This window comes from Sphingomonas panni (genome assembly GCF_022664435.1).
Lineage (GTDB): Bacteria > Pseudomonadota > Alphaproteobacteria > Sphingomonadales > Sphingomonadaceae > Sphingomonas > Sphingomonas panni.
This window is the reverse complement of the sequence record NZ_JAKREU010000014.1, coordinates 40,381-60,345: the sequence shown is the minus strand read 5'-3', so window position 1 is coordinate 60,345 and position 19,965 is coordinate 40,381. Positions and strand designations below refer to the sequence as shown.

The 19,965-nt window shown below is 62.4% G+C and carries 14 protein-coding genes; 8 read left to right on the top strand and 6 right to left on the bottom strand.

Annotation, left to right across the window (positions count from 1 at the left end; genetic code table 11):
* The first annotated feature begins 18 nt into the window (after positions 1–18).
* From MF609_RS18850 to asnB, 5 genes are read left to right on the top strand one after another with little or no spacing between them, the layout of a single operon-like run.
* Complete coding sequence (locus tag MF609_RS18850) at positions 19–2,184, top strand: GumC family protein (RefSeq protein ID WP_242417620.1); 2,166 nt, start codon at positions 19–21, stop codon at positions 2,182–2,184.
* On the top strand, positions 2,181–3,401 hold the full coding sequence (locus tag MF609_RS18845; protein ID WP_242417619.1) for a tetratricopeptide repeat protein: 1,221 nt from the start codon (positions 2,181–2,183) through the stop codon (positions 3,399–3,401). Before MF609_RS18850 ends, MF609_RS18845 begins: the two co-directional genes overlap by 4 nt.
* Positions 3,308–4,786 (top strand): O-antigen ligase family protein, encoded by a 1,479-nt coding sequence (locus MF609_RS18840; RefSeq protein WP_242417618.1) that lies wholly within the window; start codon positions 3,308–3,310, stop codon positions 4,784–4,786. The genes MF609_RS18845 and MF609_RS18840 overlap by 94 nt, the downstream gene beginning before the upstream one ends.
* 20 nt (positions 4,787–4,806) lie before the next feature.
* Positions 4,807–5,946: a glycosyltransferase gene (locus MF609_RS18835; protein WP_242417617.1), complete on the top strand. Its 1,140-nt coding sequence runs from the start codon at positions 4,807–4,809 to the stop codon at positions 5,944–5,946.
* Entirely contained in the window at positions 5,946–7,931 is a 1,986-nt protein-coding gene (asnB, locus tag MF609_RS18830; protein ID WP_242417616.1) for an asparagine synthase (glutamine-hydrolyzing), read from the top strand. The genes MF609_RS18835 and asnB overlap by 1 nt, the downstream gene beginning before the upstream one ends.
* 68 nt (positions 7,932–7,999) lie before the next feature.
* On the opposite strand, the gene MF609_RS18825 is transcribed toward asnB, so the two are convergent.
* The 6 genes from MF609_RS18825 to MF609_RS18800 all read right to left on the bottom strand — a co-directional run bounded on the left by MF609_RS18825 (position 8,000) and on the right by MF609_RS18800 (position 16,654).
* The gene (locus MF609_RS18825; RefSeq protein WP_242417615.1) at positions 8,000–8,995 is read right to left on the bottom strand and encodes an NAD-dependent epimerase; all 996 of its coding nucleotides are present in this window, start codon (positions 8,993–8,995) and stop codon (positions 8,000–8,002) included.
* Between the two features lie 13 nt (positions 8,996–9,008).
* On the bottom strand, positions 9,009–10,289 hold the full coding sequence (locus MF609_RS18820) for a nucleotide sugar dehydrogenase (RefSeq protein WP_242417614.1): 1,281 nt from the start codon (positions 10,287–10,289) through the stop codon (positions 9,009–9,011).
* A gap of 88 nt (positions 10,290–10,377) precedes the next feature.
* Positions 10,378–11,739 (bottom strand): exopolysaccharide biosynthesis polyprenyl glycosylphosphotransferase, encoded by a 1,362-nt coding sequence (locus MF609_RS18815; protein WP_242417613.1) that lies wholly within the window; start codon positions 11,737–11,739, stop codon positions 10,378–10,380.
* A 175-nt stretch (positions 11,740–11,914) separates the two neighbouring features.
* A complete protein-coding gene (locus tag MF609_RS18810) occupies positions 11,915–13,987 on the bottom strand; it encodes a hypothetical protein (RefSeq protein ID WP_242417612.1) in 2,073 nt (690 codons plus the stop codon).
* A gap of 123 nt (positions 13,988–14,110) precedes the next feature.
* Complete coding sequence (locus MF609_RS18805) at positions 14,111–15,484, bottom strand: right-handed parallel beta-helix repeat-containing protein (RefSeq protein ID WP_242417611.1); 1,374 nt, start codon at positions 15,482–15,484, stop codon at positions 14,111–14,113.
* 117 nt (positions 15,485–15,601) lie between these two features.
* A complete protein-coding gene (locus MF609_RS18800) occupies positions 15,602–16,654 on the bottom strand; it encodes an EpsG family protein (protein ID WP_242417610.1) in 1,053 nt (350 codons plus the stop codon).
* A gap of 101 nt (positions 16,655–16,755) precedes the next feature.
* Between MF609_RS18800 and MF609_RS18795 the strand changes: the two genes are divergently transcribed.
* From MF609_RS18795 to rfbA, 3 genes are all read left to right on the top strand, one after another.
* Positions 16,756–17,880 carry a glycosyltransferase family 4 protein gene (locus MF609_RS18795; RefSeq protein ID WP_242417609.1) on the top strand — a complete coding sequence of 375 codons (1,125 nt, stop codon included), beginning with the start codon at positions 16,756–16,758 and terminating at the stop codon, positions 17,878–17,880.
* A 123-nt stretch (positions 17,881–18,003) separates the two neighbouring features.
* Positions 18,004–19,077 (top strand): dTDP-glucose 4,6-dehydratase, encoded by a 1,074-nt coding sequence (rfbB, locus tag MF609_RS18790; RefSeq protein ID WP_242417608.1) that lies wholly within the window; start codon positions 18,004–18,006, stop codon positions 19,075–19,077.
* The gene (rfbA, locus tag MF609_RS18785; protein ID WP_242417607.1) at positions 19,074–19,946 is read left to right on the top strand and encodes a glucose-1-phosphate thymidylyltransferase RfbA; all 873 of its coding nucleotides are present in this window, start codon (positions 19,074–19,076) and stop codon (positions 19,944–19,946) included. Before rfbB ends, rfbA begins: the two co-directional genes overlap by 4 nt.
* Positions 19,947–19,965: the final 19 nt, after the last annotated feature.

Here is a 19,965-nt window from a genome sequence, read left to right as displayed (position 1 = left end):
GACCATTCACCGCGCGGCGTGGCCACACTCTGGCCTCCTGCGGCAGCACAGCAGCCCGTACCCGGCTATGGCCAGGATTATGGCAACACCGCACCGGACGACAGCCGGGAACTAAGCCTGGCACTGATGCTGCGCGTGATGATGGAATGGCGCTGGCTAATCCTGGCCGCGATCGCCGCCGGCTTGGGGTTGGCGATCATCGCAACGCTGCTGACGACGCCAGTCTATCGCTCGATCGCGACGATCGAACTGACTGCACCGACGGTGCAGGCGGTGAACAGCGATACCGAAGCGCCGGTCAAGATGGACGATTCCTTCATCGGAACCCAGATCGGACTGATGAAGAGCCGGGCGCTGGCGGAACGCGTCGTCCAGGATCTCAATCTCACCGCGAACGCCGAGATCGTCGGTGATGTCGAAGCCCCGCGCCAGGATCGTGAGAAGATCGCGATCGGCGTCCTGCAGCGCAACCTGGACGTCAAGGCCGTCCTGAACAGCAAGCTTATCACGCTGCGCTACAAATCGACCGATCCGGCGCTCGCCGCCAAGATTGTCAACGGCTTTGCCGACGGGTTCATCAGCACCAGCCTCGAACGACGCTACCAGTCTTCGGCCTATGCCCGCAATTTCCTGCAGCGGCAGATCGCCAATGTGCGTCGCGACCTCGAAAAATCCGAACGGCAGCTGGTCGGCTATGCCCAAAACCAAGGCATCATCAACACCAATGCCGGCACGGGCGGCACCAGCGATGCCAGTTCGCTGTCGGGCGCATCGCTGATCGAACTGAACCAGGCGCTGTCGCAGGCCCAGGCGAAGCGCATCCAGGCCGAACAGGAATATCGCGAAGGCCAGTCGACGCGGAATACCGCAGAGATTGCCGAGCGTACCGCGCAGTTGCGGGGACAGCGTGCGACGCTACAGGCCGAATATCAGGAAAAGTCGAACCTGTTCAAAGCCGACTATCCGGAAATGGTGCAGCTGGCATCGCGCATCAAGGCGCTGGACCAGGCGATCCAGGCCGAGGCGCGCAATGTTCAGACCGGCCGCAGCGGAACGCTGGCCGCGCAATATCAGGCCGCGGCCGCAGCCGAAAACGCGTTGCGCGCGCGGGTCGAACAGCTGCGCGGCGACGTCCTGAACCTGCGCGGACGCAGCATCCAGTACAACATCCTGCAACGCGACGTCGACACCAACCGCACACTCTATGACGCGCTCTTGCAGCGTTACAAGGAGATCGGCGTCGCTGGCGGGATCGGCGTCAGCTATGCCGCGATCGCCGACCGGGGCGAGATACCCTCGGGCCCGTTCCAGCCCAATCTGCTCCTCAACCTCGTCATCGGCTTCGGCCTGGGCCTGGCCCTGGGCACGGCAATCGCGCTGGCTCTGGAATTCCTGCACGACGTCGTCAAATCGCCGGCCGATGTTCGCGAGCGACTGAAGCTCGCATTCCTCGGCGGCATTCCGACACTTAAGGGCAACCGACCGGTGGAGGCATTGCGCGATCTGTCCTCACCGATGTCCGAAGCCTATTTCTCGGCCGGGACGTCGATTTCGTTCACGACCGACGAAGGGGCGCCGCGGTCGCTGCTGATTACCAGCACGCGGCCCGCCGAAGGCAAGTCGACGACCAGCTGGGCGATCGCACAGTTCCATACGCGCCACGGTCGCCGTGTCCTGCTGATCGATGCCGATATGCGCAAGCCGACCTTCGTGACGGGAAGCGAGAAGAAGGACGGCCTGTCGACCCTGCTGACCACGCGGGACGATGTGTCGTCGCACGTCGTGCAGACCGATATTCCCAATCTGTGGCTGCTGCCCTGCGGTCCCATCCCGCCCAATCCAGCCGAATTGCTGTCGTCGCCGCGCATGAAGGCGATTATCGAGGAAGCCGTCGGCACGTTCGACACGGTCGTCGTCGACGGACCGCCGATCCTGGGCCTTGCCGACGCTCCGTTGCTGTCGACCCTATGCCAGGGAACGTTGATGGTGGTCGAATCGGGCAAGACCCGGACGCGCGGCGTGGTAGAGGCCTTGGGTCGCATGCGTAGTGCCGGTGCCAACATCATCGGCTGCATCCTGACGCGCTATCATAATGAAACGACCTACAGTTACAGCTACGATGCGGACAAAATCGACAGCATCGAACAACGTAACCGCGAAATCCGCGCGATCCGCACATCGTGAGTGAAGCCATCCGTCCGATAGCATTGTGGGGTCGCCGCAGCCTGTGCGCGTTGGGCGGACTGGGGCTGGCCATATTGGTCGCCAAGGTAACCGTGGTGAACGCGGTACCGGGTACGGCAAATGTCGTTGGCCCGGCACCGGCGGACAAGATGTTCATGCGCGACCTGATGCTTGAATATACCAAGACCCGTCAGCTGCCGCCCAATGCTGGCGCTGTGGCACGGCGGATCGCCCGCCAACAGCCGCTGGCTTCTGGCCCGTTCGCCATTCTCGCGATCGAGGCCGCCGAACGCAACGACAACAGCCGCGCAATTGCGTTGCTGGAAGCGGGAAGACAACGCAATCCCCGCGACCGGCTCGTGCGCATGTTGCTGCTCGAACAATATGCCCTCAAGGGGGATTATGTTAAGGCAACCGAGGAACTGGCGGCCTTTTACCGCATCGTTCCCGATGCCGGCGCAGCGCTGGTCGACACCATGACCAAGATCGCGCTGGAACCCAATGGGTTCCGGCCGTTGGCGCGGGCGATGCACGGCGAACGGGCACTGGGGCCGCTGCTTGCCAATCTGGTGAAGGTAGGAGCACCGCTCGAAACCATCCTTACCCTGGCGCGCGGTGCGCCTGAAAGCGACGATCCCGAACAGACGGTGTGGCGCAAGCTCTTGCTACAGCGTCTGGTCGGCGAAGGCCGCTACACCGAGGCGCGACGCCTTTGGGGCGATTTCGCGAACCTGCCTGCCGCCGCGCGGAACCGTCCGTTGTTCAATCCGGGGCTTTCGCCTTCGCCGGCACTCGAACCGTTCAACTGGGGATTTGCCGGTGAAACCATCGGTGCGGTCGACCTTATGGGCCGGGGAACCGCATCGGTCGTCTATTTCGGTCGTGAAAGCGGACCGCTACTGACCCAACTCCTTACCCTTGCGCCGGGCAAATACCGGTTCCGCTACGCTGCGGAATCCGGGCGCAGCGCCGAAGGTGATGCGTTGATCTGGCGCATACGATGCGTCACCCCGGGCGGTGCCTCCGAAGGCAATTCTTTAGCAGAAAACCCGGTCCGGGCCGACAAGGCCGGCAAGAGGGCTTCGACCATGCAATTTACGGTGCCGCAGGCATGTCCGGCCCAATGGTTGTCGCTAAACGGCGTTTCGACCGAGTTCCCGACATCGCGCAACGTCGAGATCAGCGGCCTGACGCTCGTACAGGACCAGGGATCATGATGACGTTGTCGAGCAAGCGGCGTACCCAGATCCTGCAGGCCGTCATTCCAGCCTATCTGGTGCTGTGCGTCATCTTCGGCGGCAGCAGCATCGTCGGGCCGCTGGCCAACGGTTTCTTGCAATTGCTTGCCATTCCGTTGCTTTACGTCGCGTTGACGGTGCGGATGAACACCCCGTTGACTGCATCGGGGCGGCAGATGACATTGTTCGTTCTGCTGGTCCTGTTGCTGTTTGCGATCCAGCTTATCCCGCTGCCCGCATCGCTATGGACCCGGCTTCCGGGGCGCGAGACCTTTGTCGAGGGCTATCGGCTTCTCGGCATTCCTCTACCGTCCGCTTCGATCTCGTTGATGCCGAACCGGACGCTTGCCGCGTTGTTGTGGCTGCTACCATCGTTCGCGGTGCTGTTCGGCATGCTGCGTTGGGGCGCGTTCAATACGCGGACGTTGATCCTGTCGCTTGGCGCGGTCGCCTGCACGTCGGTCCTGCTGGGAGCGGTGCAGTTGGCAGGCGGTGACCAGTCGCCTGCCTATCTATACGAACAGAACAGCACCGGCGTTGCGACGGGGTTCTTTACCAACCCCAACCATTTTGGCACGTTGATGCTGATGGTCATTCCGATGTTGGCAGCCTTGCTGGCCGATGAGTTCGACCGGCGCGGCAACCGCAAACAGGCTTCCGCAACCGTCGTCGTCGTGATCGCCATGATCGTGTTGCTGCTGGTCGGTATCGTGATCACGCGGTCTTTGGCTGCCATTGGTCTGGCAATCCCCGTTGCCGCCGCCAGCATATTCATCATCCATTGGCGCAAGCGTCGCATGCCGATCTGGATTGCGCCGGCAGTCGGCGCAGTCGTCCTTGCGGTGCTGGCGACAATCGCCATGCAGCCCTCCAATAATGATCTGACGTCGTCGGGCGCACGGACCGACCAGCTGTCACGCTACACAAAATATGTGACCACGTTGCGGGCTATCGGCGACTTCATGCCCGTCGGGACCGGCATGGGTACCACACCCTTCGTCTACCACCTGTATGAAAATCCGACCACGATCATTCGGACACACGCCAGCCATACCCATAGCGATCCGCTGGAAATTGTACTCGATGGCGGCATCGCGGTGCTGATCCTGACCGGACTGTTCCTGATCGGTTGGGGCTGGCGGGCGATGATGATCTGGCGCGCGCCGGAAGCGGACGGTTTTGCTCGGGCAGCCACGATCGCCTCCGCGGCCGCGATGGCGCACAGCCTGGTCGACTATCCGCTGCGTACTGCAGCGGTCGGCGCGGTGTTCATGGCGACGCTGGCGCTGATGGCAGGCGCACGGGAACGCAGTGCCGCAAGTCGCCAGCACAAGCGCGACGCCGTTCGCCACCTCGCTGTCTGAACCGGCGGTCGGATCTTTCCATGAAAATTCTGCATATCATTACCGGCCTTCGTACCGGCGGCGCCGAGATGATGCTGCATCGCCTGGCAACCGCACCTACCCCCGGCACGGTGCACGAGGTCATTTCGTTGCGCGGGTGGGGCACGGTGGGGGCACGGCTTCAGGAAGCGGGCGTACCGGTGACCAGCGTCGACATGTTTGGTGCATCGACCCCGTTGGCGTTCCTGCGCCTGGTCGCGGCAATTCGGCGCAGCAAACCCGACCTGGTCCAGACCTGGCTGTATCATGCCGATGTCATGGGCGGGCTGGCGGCCAGGCTGGCCGGGGTGAAGCGGATCGTCTGGGGCATCCGTACCGCCGATATCCGTGTCGGCATCGGCCTGTCGCGTGGTGCGGGACTGATGTTGCGTGCCGCCGCCCGCATGTCGCGCATCCTGCCCGAACGGATCGTCTACGTCGCCGAAGCCGCTCGTATCGCGCACGAGGCCTGCGGCTATGATCCGGCGAAATCGCTGGTCATTCACAACGGTTTCCGACTGCCGGACCCCGCCGACTGCGCCCGTGGCCGCGCATCGGTCCGCCAGGAGATCGGCGTGTCGCCCGATGCCCTGCTGCTGGGAACTGCCGGGACCTTCAACGCGCAGAAAAACCAGGTCGGCTTCGTCGCCGCCTGCGCGCCGCTACTCGCCAGGCGGGCGGATCTACACGTCCTGCTGATCGGGCGCGGCAACGATGCCGCCAGCCCCGAACTGGTCGACGCGGTCCGTGCCACCGGCCATGCCGACCGAATCCACTTGCTGGGTGAACGCCGCGACGTGTCCGACTGCCTCGCCGCGCTCGATATTTTCTGCCTGGCCTCACGCGGAGAAGGCTTTCCCAACGTGGTCGGCGAAGCGATGGCGGTCGGCACCTCCGCCGTCGTCACGGATGTCGGCGATGCGGCGCTGCTGGTCGCTGATACCGGAACCGTCGTTCCGGTCGACGATCCGGCGGCGCTAGCCGCGGCACTGGCGGGGCAAATCGACCTGCCGCGCACCATACTCGCGGAACGCGGGCAGGCGGCGCGCGACCGCATCGCCCGCGATTTCACCATGGATCAGGTCAAGGACCGCTATCACATGCTATATCATTCCCCCTCCATCCGCGGGATCCATAGCTGATGTGCGGCATCGTCGGATTCCTTCGCCGCAATCCGGTTGCGGATGCTTCCGCCGAGAACGCGGTCGTGGGCCGCATGGCAGCCTGTATCCGTCGCCGCGGCCCGGATCACCAGGCAACCTTCGTCGATCCCGCGATCGGCCTCGCACTCGGGCATCTCCGCCTCGCGATCGTCGATCTGTCGCCATCGGGCGAGCAGCCGATGCGGTCGGCCGGGGGACGGTTCACGATCGTCTACAACGGCGAAGTCTATAACCACATGGCGCTGCGGCGCGAACTGACGGCGGCCGGGCTGGCCCCGGAATGGCGCGGCCATTCGGATACCGAGACGCTGCTTGCCGGGTTCGAGGCATGGGGTATCGAGGCGACGTTGCGCCGGGCGATCGGCATGTTCGCGTTCGGCGTATGGGATCGTGCCGAGCAGGCGCTGTTCCTTGGCCGCGACCGGATCGGTGAGAAACCGCTATATTATGGCTGGCAGGGGCGCGGCGGCGACCGCACCTTCCTGTTCGCGTCCGAACTCGACCCGTTGACCCGACATCCGCAGATGACGGCCGAGGTCGATCGCCATGCGCTGGCTGCCTATTTGCGGACCGGCTATGTGCCCGCCCCGCAATCCATCTATCACGGCATCGCCAAGCTTCAGCCGGGTACCGTGGCGCGCATCGCCGCCGATCGGGACGAGGTTCGGATCACGCCCTATTGGCGGGCGATGGACGCCGTCGCCGCCGGCAAGCGCGATCCCTTTACCGGCAGTCCGACCGAGGCTGCCGACGCCCTCGAAACATTGCTGCGCGATGCGGTCGGGCAGCAAATGATGGCGGATGTCCCGCTCGGAGCCTTCCTGTCGGGCGGGGTGGATTCCTCCACTATCGTCGCGTTGATGCAAGACATGTCGACCCGACCGGTCCAGACCTTCACCATCGGTTTTAACGAAGCCCGGTTCAACGAAGCGGACCATGCCAAAGCGGTCGCCGCGCATCTCGGCACCGAGCATACCGAACTATACGTCACGCCGGCCCAGGCGCGCGACGTTATCACGCAGCTGCCCGGCATCTATTCCGAACCGTTTGCAGATTCGTCGCAGATCCCGACGTTCCTCGTGTCGCAGCTTGCCCGCAAATCGGTAACGGTGTCGTTGTCGGGTGATGCCGGCGACGAGCTGTTCGCAGGCTATACGCGCTACGACATCACCCAGAAGTTGTGGCACAAGCTCAGCCGCATACCGCAACCGATGCGCGCCGCCGCCGCGCGGCTGCTGACCACGCTGTCGCCGATGGCGTGGCAGCGCATCGCGGACTCGGCCAAGCATATTGTGCCGCCGCTCGGAAGATTCTCCAATATCGGCGACAAGATTCACAAGGGCGCCGCGGTCCTGCCGAGCCGCGACGGCGATCAGCTATATCACGGACTGACATCCTACTGGCTCGATCCGGTATCGGTCGTGCGCGGCGCGGGTGCCGAAACGACATCGCCCTATGCGGCACTCGACGTCCCGGCGGGACTCAGCGACGTCGAGCGGATGATGGCGTTCGATCTGGTCACCTATCTTCCCGACGATATCCTGACCAAGGTCGACCGGGCCGCGATGGCGGTTTCACTGGAAACGCGCGTGCCGATGCTCGACCATCGCATCATCGAATTCGCCTGGCGCCTGCCGCTATCGATAAAGACGCATTGCTCCAGCCCCAAATGGCCGCTGCGGGAAGTGTTGTACCGCCATGTGGCGCGGTCGTTGATCGAGCGGCCCAAGACCGGGTTCGGCGTTCCCATCGGCGAATGGCTGCGCGGACCATTGCGCGACTGGGCCGAACATCTGCTCGATCCGACGCGTTTGAAGGCGGAAGGCTATCTGAACGCCGCCGCGATCCGTCAGGTCTGGGACCATCATCTGTCGGAACGGAGCAACCGCCAATATGAGCTTTGGAGCGTGTTGATGTTCCAAGCCTGGCGCGAGGCGCAGCCTTCGGCGGACACGCCCCGATAACGACGAAAGGGCGACCCGATCGGATGATCGGGCCGCCCTTTCGCTGCCGGGACTGCGCCGGGTGCGGATCAGTTCAGGCCGTGATACGACTTGTACCATTCCACGAACCGCGGCACGCCGTCGTCAATGGTCGTGGTCGGCATGAACCCCAGGTCGCGCTGGATCGCGTCGATATCGGCGAAGGTCGCGGGAACATCGCCATCCTGGATCGGCATCAGGTTACGCTGCGCCTTCTTGCCGCACGCCGCCTCGATCAGGTCGATCATGTGGCCCAGTTCCTCGGACCGGTGATTGCCGATATTGTAGATGGCGTGCGGCCCGAAACTGCCGCCCGCCTTTTCGGAACCGTTGTCGGCCGGCGGATTGTCCAGACAGGCCACGACCCCCGTCACGATGTCGTCGACATAGGTGAAGTCGCGCTGCATCTTGCCGTAGTTGAAGACGTCGATCGGACGCCCTTCGAGGATCGCCTTGGTAAAGATCCACATCGCCATGTCGGGACGGCCCCACGGGCCATATACCGTGAAGAAGCGCAACCCGGTCTGCGGCAGGCGATAGAGATGGGCGTAGGTTTCGCTCATCAACTCGTCCGCCTTCTTGGTGGCGGCATAGAGCGAAATCGGATGATCGACCCGGTCGTCGACCGAAAACGGCGCCTTCTTGTTGCTGCCATAGACGGACGAGGACGATGCATAGACGAAATGGGCACTGCGACGGTGGCGCGCTACTTCCATCATGTTCAGATGCCCGACGAGGTTCGACTGGACATAGGCGCGGGGGTGTTCGATTGAATAGCGGACGCCGGCCTGCGCCCCCAGATGGACGATGCGGTCGAAGTCGACGGGCGCCAATGCCCGCTCCAACGCATCATGATCGGCGAAATCGACCTTCAGGAACGTGAAGCCTTCACGCCCGGTCAGGCGCGCGAGCCGGTCCTGCTTCAGCTGGACCGAATAATAATCGTTGATGTTATCGATGCCGATGACCGTATCGCCCCGGTCGAGCAACCGATGCGCCAGGGTCGATCCGATGAACCCGGCGACGCCGGTGACCAATATCTTCATGAAATCGAAATCCTTACAGTCGCCAGTAATTGGCGATGTGCGAAGGCATCGCCGTATTCGGGAAACAGTTCTTGAAATCGGCGAACGTGCCGCCTTCGGTGACCAGTGCGCCCAACCGGTCCACGCCCATATTGCGATAGACCTGATGCGGTACGGCCAGCACGACCAGCGCATATTGCCGGTCCAGCGCGGCACCATCCAGGGTCAGGCCATATTCATGGGCAGTTTCCGCCGCATCGGCATGGGGATCGTGCACGGTCACGTCGTGGCCCAGATGCGACAGCCGCGCCACCAGGTCTGCGACCTTCGAATTGCGGATGTCGGGTACGTCTTCCTTGAACGTCAGCCCCAGCACCAGCGCCTTGCCCGCCTTGCCGCCGGCGGCGGCATGGATGACGTCGCCGGCCCAATCGGCCATGCCGTCATTGGTGGACCGCCCGGCCAGGATCACCCGCGGATCATGGCCAAGCTCCTCCGCCCGGAAGCTGAGATAATAGGGATCGACGCCGATACAGTGCCCGCCGACCAAGCCGGGCTGGAACTTCAGGAAATTCCATTTCGTCCCGGCGGCTTCCAGCACGTCCCAGATCGAAATCCCCATCCGGGCAAATATCTGGGTGATCTCGTTCATGAAGGCGATGTTGATGTCGCGCTGCGCGTTCTCGATCACCTTGGCCGCTTCCGCGGCCTTGATCGATGTCGCACGGAATGTCCCGCCGGTCGTCACCGCGTCGTACAGCTTCGCCACCTTGTCGAGCACTTCGGGCGTCTGGCCCGACACCACCTTGGTGATCCGGTCGATCGTATGTTCGCGGTCACCCGGATTGATGCGCTCGGGCGAATAGCCGACGAAGAAATCCTTGCCGCAGACAAGGCCGGACAGCTTTTCCAGTTCGGGCGCGCAAATCTCTTCGGTCACGCCGGGATAGACCGTGCTTTCGTACACGACGATCGACTGGCGCTGGGCCTGCAGCATCGCCGCCACCGTCCGCGTGGCGCTCATCACCGGACGAAGGTCGGGCCGATTGTCGTCGCTGACCGGGGTCGGGACGGTCACGATGTAGAAATCCGCCGGCGGACAGGCGCTGGCATCCGACGTCAGGGCGAGCGACGACGCGGTCAGCCGGTCGCGATCGATCTCACCGGTCCGATCATGGCCATCCTTGAGCTCGGCAATACGCCCGCCGTCAATGTCCACGCCCCATGTCGGGAACGTCTTCGCCAGCGCTACCGCAAGCGGCAGTCCGACATACCCAAGTCCGATAACGACCACCGTTGGCGCTTGCGCTTCCACACTTCACTCCCTGTTCCCGAACATCGGGATATGCATTGTGCGCCGAATGCTGGAGCGGATTTGACCTGACAGGTCAACCGCAGCAGCGTCAGCGCGCGCCGAACCCGTTCAACATCGTGCTGATGGTCCGCAGCGTGATGAGTACATCGATCCAGGCGGAAAAATTCTGAATGTAATAGAAATCATAGCCGAGCTTGTCCGAGACGGACTCGATGTCGCTCACATGCCCCTGATTGACTTGGGCCCATCCGGTAATCCCCGGACGCACGATGTGTCGGTAAAAGTAGAATGGTATTTCCTGTTCGTACCATACCGATAGCGGTACCGCCTCTGGACGCGGGCCGATCCAGCTCATGTCGCCGGCAATGATGTTCAGCATCTGGGGCAGTTCGTCGATCCGGCTGTGCCGCAGGAAGCGGCCCAGCTTCGTAATGCGCGGGTCATTGTCGCCGGTCATCGCTGCTGTCCGGCTGTCCTCCGGAATGTCGACCTGCACCCGCATCGTGCGGAACTTGAAAATGCGGAACGGGCGTCCGCGATATCCCATCCGTTCCTGTCGGAACAGGATCGGTCCGCGGGAGTCCAGCTTGATGAGCAGCGCAACGACCAGCAGCAACGGCATCAACAGCGGCAGAGCGATAAACGCCGCGATCAAGTCGATGGCTCGCTTTACCTTGCGATAGGCGAGGTTGGGCAACAAGGATCCGAAACTGTTCTCGGAAATATGCTCGATCGATACGCGGCCCGTAAGGGATTCGCGCAACTGCTTGATGTGGTACACCGGGTAACCGGCGACCGCGGCATGGGCCAGCATCTGCTCCCATGCCTGTTCGTGGTCGAAGCGCAAATCGGCAACGATGATCGCCGATGGATCATCCGGGATGCGCGGCTCGTCCATCACGATCCATTCGGTACTCGGCGCACGAAAGGCGACCTGGTAGCGTCCGAACGGCACCAGATAGAACCGACGGCCCCCCCGCCGCAGTACGAGAAACGCCGAAACGATCGCGACCATGAGCGTCAGGGCGAACGACAAGGCCAGGAGCGGTCGATTATAATCGATCCGCATGGCCACGATCGCTGCCAATACAAAGGCGAACGCCCCGGAATAGGTCGGCAGAACGTATCGGAACGCCCGAATGCCCGGAAAGGAGGTGACGCGGCGATACATGACGATGGCGAGCACGACGGCGACCACCGCTGCAATCGCACTGCTCTGAATGCCTGCGATGGTAATCGCGTCGAGACGACGTGTAGGAATCACGATTACCAGCGGCAGTAACACGCCAATAATCAGACCAAGGACCAACTGGTACCGCATGCGCTCCAAGAGCAAAATGCGGGTTGCCGGGGTTGATGCGATACGGGTCAAAATCATATAGTCGCCGTGTAATCCAGTCGTTCCCTGCGGCACGATCCGTCGACCATAGCGCGTGGGACGCGCGGCCATGCCCGCTTTCAGCCGCCTTTAGCTTCCGAAAGCCGAAAGCACTATAGCAACCCGTTAGTAATTGTACGGCGTGCGCCGCCGGAACTGTCTGGCCGCCATGGCATAGGCCATGGCGGCGAAAGCTGACACAGGTGACGCCGGTCATCCGTCATCGCGCTGTGCGGGTCCGCGTCGATCAACCACGCTCGACGAAATGATAGCTGATCGCATACTCGGCCGGCGACAGCGCGATACCGGCGAAATAGACTCTGAAGAAGTTCGGTTCGATCATCGACCATGTCGGTTGCGGGATGGCTGCGACGGCATAGCCGGGTAGGAGCCGCCGGACGGCGATGGCGATATGCACCTTGCCGATGTCGGTCACGTTCACTGCCGGAAACAAATTGGCATATGTGTTACGGCCATCCACCTGCGGAATGACCTGCCCGACCGATTCCTGTGCGATACCGGGCCGCGTTGCCACCGGCACAGGCGAAAGCCGGACCATGGCCGACAGACGGACGTTGCCAAGGATCGTGCGCGACGACGACGGTCCCGATACGCTGATGCTCCCCCCGTTCCAGCGGACCGTGGCGTTCGACGTCTTGACTCCGATCGCCGCCGCGGACCCCGCAACAGGGCGCTGTCCGATCGCCGTGCAACCGGTGCATTCGACATCGCCTCCGGTGACTTCCATCGCCGTCGCACCATCGAACTCGGTCTGTACGAACGATCCCTCGACGTTGAACAGCGATGCGCCGATCCCGCCGGGAGCGGAAAAGGTCGAACGCGATACCCTCAGTCCCTTGACGAGCAGATTGCCGGCAGGCACTGCCAGGGCGACACCGCCCTCGTTCGTCAATGCATAATGGCAATCCTCGACCGTTATCGTGTCGAGCGGCGCGATATTGGCCGCGACATCCCACCCCGCCGGCGTGGCGCCGCGACCGCGGCAGCCACGATAGGAAATGTTGCGCGAACCCAGCAGGGGATGGACCCATGAAAGGCAGGGAATGTCGCCGTCGCCGTCTTCCTGCGTACAATCTTCGTAGACGCTGCCATCCGCAGCCTGCGCCTCAAGGTGAATCTGCGCATTGAACGTCGTCAGCCGGCGGTTGTTGCTGCTGGGCGGAGCCGAGAAATCCTCGTTGCCGCTGTCGTAGACCGCATAGCCGGTGCAGTTCCCGACCCGTACATCCTCGCGGATACAGTCTCGCGCACCGTTCAGGACGGTAATGCCATTGATGCGGTCCGTCGAGGCGCCGCCCAGCCCGACCTTGGCCGCGTCCACGGTGCCGCCAAACACGCCGGCGCCGTCGCCTTCGAGCAGAACGATATGGTTGCGCCCTTCCGTGATCGCGAAGGTCGGCAAGGCGCGCAGGACCGTGTCCGACCGCAGGACTAGCGATTTTCCCGCTGGAACCCTGACCGTATATCCGACCCAGACGATGCCGGGGGGCAGCAAGATGCGGGTCGCCGCAGGATCGAGCAATGCCGCGTTGAGGATAACCGACTGATCCTCCGGCACATCCGCCGCGACCGCCGCGATCAGACCATAGGTCGACAGGGCCGACACATCGGCAATCCGCGCCTCCACGACGGCATCATCCCCGACACGCCGGTACAGCGCCAGCGCCACCGGCCCGTCGCCTGCGACACTGAAATAGGCTCCGTCCGCCGATCCGGCGATCCCGTCCGCCACGGAGCCGAACAGCCGTCCGGTCGCGAGGGCGGCATCGCGCGCTGCCACCGCACGCGCCGCGGCGGCGGCGGCATCGATGGCCGCCTGTTCGGCGCGTTCCACCAAAGGCTCCAGATCGTCGCCGTCGCCATAGGCGATCGTCACTTCGCCGTCCGGCCCCACGACAATCGAAATGCCAGGGAACGGTGCCTCAACCCCCGGTGCCACGAGCGTCAACCAACCGCTGGCCATTGCTTCTCCCTCGACCAGCAAAGCATAGCCAAGGCGTGGCGTGGTGGTGCCCGGCGGCACCAGAGCGCCAATCGTATCCGCACGCAACTGCACACTTACGTCGTACAGTGGCGCGTCCGACTGTGTTCCCATGGAAATCGCGTACAGTCCGTCGACATTCGCATCCGTGACGGTCGTGAACACCGTCAAAGGAACGCCCGTGATATCGATCGTTTCATACAATGCCAGTGCAAGTGTAGAACCGATAATATCCAGCCCGGCAATACGCAGCACGATCCGGTAGATACTTTCGTCATCCTGCGGGGCAAGTAAGTCCAGGCGAGCATTGCCGACCATGTCCGTTCCTTCATTCAAACATCCATGAAGATGTCATGGATATTGAACACACTGGTCATGGAATGGCGGAATTATCTCCAACAAATTAATAAATAAGGATTTTATATTATATCCGGGATATGGTTACGTTCGGGAAATCGTCGTGCCGTTGACGACAAGGCTACCGGCGATGGTTGATCCACCGATGTCCACTTTGCCGCGCACGACGGACCGGCCCGACCATCTGCCCCGGGGATAGGCGGTCGTGGCGGATCGCTGTTCCATCGTGCAGGAATCATAGATGGCAGCGGTACTCCACGGCAGCCGCCCCGATCCGCGCAGGGTAAAGGTACATGTCGAGAAGCGTACATTGGGCGCGCTGGAAACATCGACGATCGGGCCGCCGGCGGGATCGCCCAGGAAGATGCGCGTCGGCCCGTCCGCCGGCGGCACGTCGGTGAACGTACACCCCTCGAACAGGGTAGCGTCGGCGGGCTTGCGATCACCGTAGCAGTTGCTGGTCGCGCCGATGAAGATGCAATCCTGGAACCGGTACCTGGGGGCGTTGGGCCACGCGGCCCATGCCGTCGTTCCGATGAACACCGACCCGACACAGGTCACGTCGCTGCTGCCTTGTCCGCCGGTCAACAGACCCGGACCGGCATTGTCGCTGAACCGGCATCCCGTGAACCGGAGATTTCGTACCCGGCTTTCGTTCTCGGGCTCGATATCCACGCCCGCACCGGGCGCGCTGCCGAGCGGACCGCGTCCGGTGCGGGAAAATTGGCAGTTCTCGAACACATAGCCGCCACCGCCAACGATGCTGCATCCCTGGCGACCATTACGGTCCATGACGACGTTGCGCAGCCGGCGGACGACATCGGGGGTGTAGGGCACCCCGTCGATCATGATCCCGTCGAGCGGATGATTGCGGCACACGACATTGTCGATGATTTCGGCACCGGCGTTGTTCTGCAAGACGATCCCACTTCCCGCGATCTGCCATCCGGTGTCGCCCCAGCGTCCGCCCAGGATCATGGTGTCGACATTGCCGTCGAGTACCAGATCGCGGATCACCACACGGCCCCGGCATCGCTCGGCTCGCACCATCGCTTCATAGGGCGCGGCCCGGGACTTGCGCTCGTAGAAGGGAAGCTTCGGGTTGAACGACCGACGCGTGTCGGGATCGAACACCCCGTACCGCAACCCGGATGCACTGCGCAGCGTCGCGCCATTTCCTTCGATCACCACGTCATCGGGACATCCGACGAATGCCAGAATCGGTTGAGGAGCCAAGAGATAGCCATCGTTGCCGGGATCGTGCCGCTGGGCGCCGACGACATACACCGTCTTGCGCAGCACGACCGTTCCCCCGCCGACGCGATTGAGCGCTGCCGACAAGGCCGCGAACGCGGCGGTATCGTTCGTCCGCCCATCGCCGCGTGCACCATATTCCTCGGGACGGAAAATCGGCGCATCGCCCGGCGACTGGGCATGACATGCGCTCGAAACGCCCACCGCCGCCAACATGGCCAATGTTTCGCGGCGGGACACTCCGGCGCCCCGACGGGTCGCCGATCCCATATCAGCAGTTGATCGTTTCGGTACCAACTGGCAACTCCGTGCAGCCGCGCATCAGTTCTTGGTGAAATAGGTGTAGTACGGAACCCAATATTCCGCGTGGGACGCGAAATTGAGCCATACGAACTGAATGAACGCCGAATAGACGATGACCGTACCTATCAGGAGGCCGTTCTGCCTGCCGTTCCGCGGAAATGCCAGGGGCAGCCGGGACAATACCACGATCTGCAGCGGCATCAGGTACAGCGAAACGCGGTCGATGATCGTCGACGACGAACTCACGGCTAGACCCACCACCATCAGCAGAGAAGCAATCGCAAAATTGCGCCACAACACCCGTTCCTGTTCGTTGATGACGAACCGGTTCTGCGCCAGCATGTAGATGAATGCGGGAATGGCGATCATGGCGACGCGGATGCCGGCACCGTCCGAATTCATCTCATGGTTGACGTAGTTGTCGACCATCGCATCCAAGAAGGTGCTGATGAACACGAGGAAGATGGCGCTGCCCATGGCGCCGGCGGTCGCCCAGATCAGGAACCGATGCCGCACTGTGGACAAGGCGATCAGGGGAATCGCCGCGACCACCGTCTTGTGAAACATCGCTGCGAAGATGATGTAGAAGAAGAAGGTGACGTATCTGCCGCGCTGGAATGCCGGGATCGCTGCCAGCATCAGACCGATCGCCACGCCTTGTCGCGTATATCCCATCGCGACCACGATCACCATATACGGTATCGCGATCAGCACTGCCAGCCATGGATTGGGCTGATCGTTGGCGAACTTTGCCAGTCCCCAGCAAAACAACGCACCACAAACCAGGTTTACCGGCCACATCTCGCCATTGAACGTGCCGCTGAAACGATTCAGCAGCATGTAGGCTGGATCGTTCTGAGCAAGTACATCCGACCAGTCCGCATCACGGACCATGTCGTACATTAACAGATATGGCTTCCAGTCACCGCCTACTTCGTACCGAAGCCCGATGAACATCACCAAGAATACCATGGCAACCAGGAACAACGGCGGCAGCGCAGTCGCGTTCCTTCTTAATTTGCCGATGCTTCCTACGGCAAAAATCGAAAATATAAGCCAGTAGGGAAACAAGAAACCTCCATCCGCAAACCTTGCGGTGATCGTGCGAATACCGTCAGGTCAGGGGAGTGGCAAGCTTGACAGCCCGGCACCTTGACGTGCTTAAGCCGCCCATGACCAGACCAACCATCGTCATTTCCGTGAATGCCGCATGGAACCTCGTCAATTTCCGCAGGTCGCTGCTACAAGGTCTAGTCGCGGGCGGATACCGGGTAGTGGCTCTCGCGCCCCCCGATGGCCGCGAGAGCGAACTCGCAGCGCTAGGCGTCGAATTCGAACCGATCACGATGAACGGTCGCGGCATGTCGCCGGCTGAGGACGCACGACTGCTGCTATCCTATCTGCGCATCCTGCGGCGGGTCCGGCCGCAGGCTTATCTCGGCTTTACGATCAAGCCGAACGTCTATGGCGGCCTTGCATGTCGCCTGCTGAACATTCCGCGGATCGCCAATATCGCCGGTCTGGGCACCGCGTTCCTGCACCGGGGGATGCTCAACCATCTGGTCCGTCGCCTGTATTCGACAGGGTTGCGGGGGGCGGACTGCGTCTTCTTTCAGAACCCGGACGACCGGCAACGCTTCTTGTCGGAAAGGATCGTCGATCCGGGATGTGCCCGGCTGTTACCGGGTTCAGGCGTGGACCTGACGCGCTTCGCGCCGCAGGAACGGGTGTCCGATGGCCGGACGGTATTTCTTCTAGTGACGCGACTGCTTTGGGCAAAGGGGGTCGCCGAATTCGTAGCTGCCGCACAGGAATTGCGCCGGGTTCATGGCACCTCCGTGGTCTGCCAGATTCTCGGCATCCGCGACTATTCCCCCGGCGGCGTCGACGCGGACACGCTGGAACGGTGGCGGTCCGAGGGCCAGATTGAACTACTGAACGCCGTAAGCGACGTCCGCCCCGCCCTCACCACCGCCGATTGCGTCGTTCTGCCGAGCTATTATCCTGAAGGTACGCCGCGATCGCTGCTCGAAGCAGCCGCCATGGGCAAGCCGATCGTCACGACCGACATGCCCGGATGCCGCGATGTCGTGGAAAATGGCGTGAACGGCTATATCTGCCAACCGCGCGACAGCGCCTCGCTGGTCGAGGCAATGACACGCTACCTTGCGCTAAGCGCCGAGGAACGTAGCGTCATGGGACAGAAAAGTCGCAGGAAAGCAGAGCGCGACTTCGACGAAAAGATCGTGATCGACGCCTATCTCGAAAGATTGTCACACGTCATCCGTACGAAATGATCGCACCACTGCATATTACCCTGTCCCGGAAAGGCCGCGACTGCGAAGGGGTTGCGGTCGTTCCCTCGACTGACTAGGGCGACACGGTCGGGAACTGACGTTTCGAACGTCTGCGGAGGGCGAATGCGTATTTTGGTTACCGGCGGGGCCGGCTTTATCGGCTCCAACCTCGTACAACGCCTATTGAACGCCAGCGATCACCATGTCGTCAACATCGACAAGCTGACCTATGCTGCCGATCCGGCGGTCGGCGCGATCGATCATCCGCGATATCATTTTATCCAGGCCGATATCTGCGACCTCGAAACAGTCCGCAATATTCTGTCGGATCACGATATCGATGCCATCATGCATCTTGCGGCGGAATCGCATGTCGACCGGTCGATCGATGGTCCGGGCGACTTCCTGCAGACCAACGTCGTCGGTACCTTCACGCTGTTGCAGGCGGCCCTGTCGCATTGGCGACAGTTGCCCGCCGATCGCGCGAGCCGCTTCCGGTTCCATCACATCTCGACCGATGAGGTATATGGCGATCTGGACGTCGACGATCCGGCGTTCACCGAAACCACGCCCTATCATCCGAGCAGCCCTTATTCCGCTTCCAAGGCAGCATCGGACCATTTCGTGCGCGCATGGCAGCGCACTTATGGGCTGCCGGCGCTGGTTACGAACTGTTCGAACAATTATGGCCCGCGGCAATTCCCGGAAAAGCTCATTCCGCTGATCATCCTGAACGCGATCTCCGGAAAGTCGCTGCCGGTTTATGGCGATGGCGGCCAGGTCCGCGACTGGCTGCACGTCGACGACCATGCCGATGCCCTCATCACCGTGCTGGAAAACGGCGTTCCGGGCGAGACGTACAATGTCGGCGGGCGCAGCGAGCGCCGGAACATCGACGTCGTCCACAGCCTGTGCCGGATCCTCGAGGACGAACATCCCGACAAGCCGGCGGGCGTGGCTCATTATACCGATCTGATCGTGCATGTGACCGATCGTCCGGGGCACGACCGTCGTTACGCGATCGACGATCGCAAGCTTGCCGCCGAGTTGCATTGGACGCCGGCCCGCACCTTCGAACAAGGGCTGCGGGAAACGGTCCGCTGGTATCTCGACAATCTCGACTGGTGCCGACGGGTCAAGGATGGCGGTTACGACGGCCAGCGCCTCGGCACGTTCGCCGCGGGAGCCGCACAATGAAGGGCATCGTCCTGGCCGGCGGGACCGGCAGCCGCCTCCACCCCATCACGCTTGCGCAATCGAAGCAGTTGCTGCCGATCTACGACAAGCCGATGATCTATTATCCCTTGTCCGTGCTGATGCTGGCGGGGATCCGCGAAATCCTGGTCATCACCACGCCGGAGGATGCCCCGTCCTTTCAGCGGCTGCTGGGAGACGGGTCGCAATATGGGCTGTCGCTGAGCTTCGCGACCCAGGACAAGCCCAACGGTATCGCCGAAGCATTCCTGATCGCCGAGCCGTTCCTGGCGGGCGAACCGGTCGCGCTAGTGCTGGGGGACAATATGTTCTTCGGCCAGGGCTTCACGCCCAAGCTGGTCAGTGCGGCGGCACGGCCCAGCGGCGCCACCGTCTTTGCCTATGAAGTACATGATCCCGAACGCTTCGGGGTCGTTGCGTTCGACCAGGACATGCGTGCGCGGTCGATCGAGGAAAAGCCTGCCGCGCCGCAATCCAACTGGGCCGTCACCGGCCTGTACTTCTACGATGGCGACGTCGTCGACGTCGCGCGGTCGATCAAGCCGTCCGCGCGGGGTGAACTGGAGATCACCACGGTCAACCAAGTCTATCTGGAACGTGGCGACCTGTACGTCGAGATTCTCGGCCGTGGCTTTGCCTGGCTGGATACCGGCACCCATGACAGCCTGATCGAAGCGTCGCATTTCGTGCAGACGGTCGAAAAACGACAGGGCTTCAAGATCGCCTGTCTCGAGGAAATCGCCTTCCGCGCCGGGTGGCTGGACCATGATGCGGTACGCCGGTCTGGCGAAGCGCTGGGCAAGACCGGCTACGGACAATATCTGCTGCGCCTGATCGAGGATCGACGCTAACGCGTCGATACGGATGACG